Below are 229 nucleotides of genomic sequence, written 5' to 3' on the forward strand. Positions count from 1 at the left end.
GTACTTCCTGGCTGAATGCCCTGAATGAGCAATGCCTGGACCTGAGCCGCGAACTGCAGCAGCTGCAATTGCCCCCCGGTAACGATCAGGCGCCCCACGCTCCGCTGACCTGGCGCCAGCTGGCACAGCTTGACGCAGACCAGTGGCCGCCCCCCGAGCGCCTGGCGGTGGCCAACGTCAGGGCAGTTGCCCGCCAGCGCATCGCCCAGGCACACGCCCTGGCCAGCCG

General features: G+C 69.0%; 1 protein-coding gene. It reads left to right on the forward strand.

What is annotated here, in order from left to right:
• The coding region (locus SB724_RS22165; RefSeq protein ID WP_410573282.1) for a hypothetical protein at positions 1–229 on the forward strand (229 nt) is incomplete at both ends.

This window comes from Bacillus sp. SIMBA_031 (assembly GCF_046535225.1).
GTDB classification, from domain to species: Bacteria; Bacillota; Bacilli; order Bacillales; family Bacillaceae; genus Bacillus; species Bacillus velezensis.